Genomic DNA, 520 nt, shown 5'->3' with positions numbered 1-520 from the left:
CGTATATGGCTATTTGGTGCGAGTTGGGAACTTGGAACCATTTTACGCAACCGCCTTTACCGCCACCTTTCGACTCAACCTCCCCGCTTTTTTGAACGATACAAAACTGGCGATTTGATGGCGCGCGGCACGAACGACGTAAGAAACATCGTTATGACAGCTGGCGAAGGGGTATTAACGGCAGCCGACTCGGTTATCACAGGCATAGCAGTATTGATCATCATGGTCACGCAAGTCAGTTGGAAACTGACCGTTATGGCCCTGTTGCCAATGCCATTTCTCGCGGTAATTATTTTCTTTATCGTCCGCATTCTTCACCAACGTTTTCGTGTCGCGCAGGAAGCATTCTCTTCGATGTCCGATATGACGCAAGAATCCCTAAATGGTGTGCGAATGCTGCGTGCTTTTGGTTTGGAAAACCAAGAGCAACAACGATTTGAAGATGTCGTTGACGATACTGGTGCTAAAAACATCGCGGTAGCAAGAGTAGATGCGCGCTTTGACCCTGCGATTCAGTTGA

The 520-nt window shown here is 48.3% G+C and carries 1 protein-coding gene; it reads left to right on the top strand.

Features of this window, described 5'->3' with window-relative positions; translation table 11 throughout:
* Window positions 1-520: ABC transporter transmembrane domain-containing protein (locus R7044_RS27995; RefSeq protein ID WP_263857079.1), on the top strand; the 520-nt coding region annotated here is incomplete at both ends.

It is taken from the genome of Vibrio sp. 1402, assembly GCF_033340275.1.
The sequence above is the reverse complement of the archived record's forward strand: the minus strand, read 5'-3'. Positions and strand labels throughout refer to the sequence as shown.